Source organism: Streptomyces sp. P5F9, assembly GCF_057961495.1.
In genome coordinates, this window is the sequence record NZ_JBXVPZ010001061.1 from 1 (window position 1) to 532 (window position 532).

Annotated in this window: 1 protein-coding gene; it reads right to left on the reverse strand. The window is 72.9% G+C overall.

What is annotated here, in order from left to right:
• Positions 1-532 (reverse strand): bifunctional adenosylcobinamide kinase/adenosylcobinamide-phosphate guanylyltransferase (locus tag AC31A1_RS52390; protein WP_489660071.1); only part of this gene is annotated, 532 nt, incomplete at both ends.

Consider the following 532-nt stretch of genomic DNA (forward strand, 5'->3'; position numbering starts at 1 on the left):
GTCCCCCCACTCCGTGTCGTCCCACGCCCCCGCGGTGTCCATGGCGTCCGTCAGCCACAGCGACAGACAGTCGATGAGCAACGGCGGCCCGTCCTCGGCCAGCAACGGCACCAGATCGCACGTCTCCGCCGTACGCCACGACCCCGGCCGCCGCTCCCGGTGCGCGGAGACCCGGGAGGCCCACTCGGTGTCCCCGTTGCGCGAGCCGCCGGTAGCGACATACAGCACGTCCGGAAACGCCTCCAACCTCCGCTCGGCCTCGACGGACTTCCCCGACCGCGCCCCGCCCAGCACCAGCGTCCTTCGCGGCACATCGGGCACGTCCTCGTACACCCCCACGGTCAATGTCGACCCGTCCGGCACGGCCCGCGCCCCCACGGAGGCCAGCCGCCGCGCCAGCTCGGCCCCCGGCGCCACATCGTGATCGAGATGGACGGCGATGACGTCGGTCGCGGGCCCCATCGCCCCCACCGCCCGCAGCTTGGCAAGAGCATCCGGCCGCCCCACAACATCCGCGAGCACCATGTCGTAC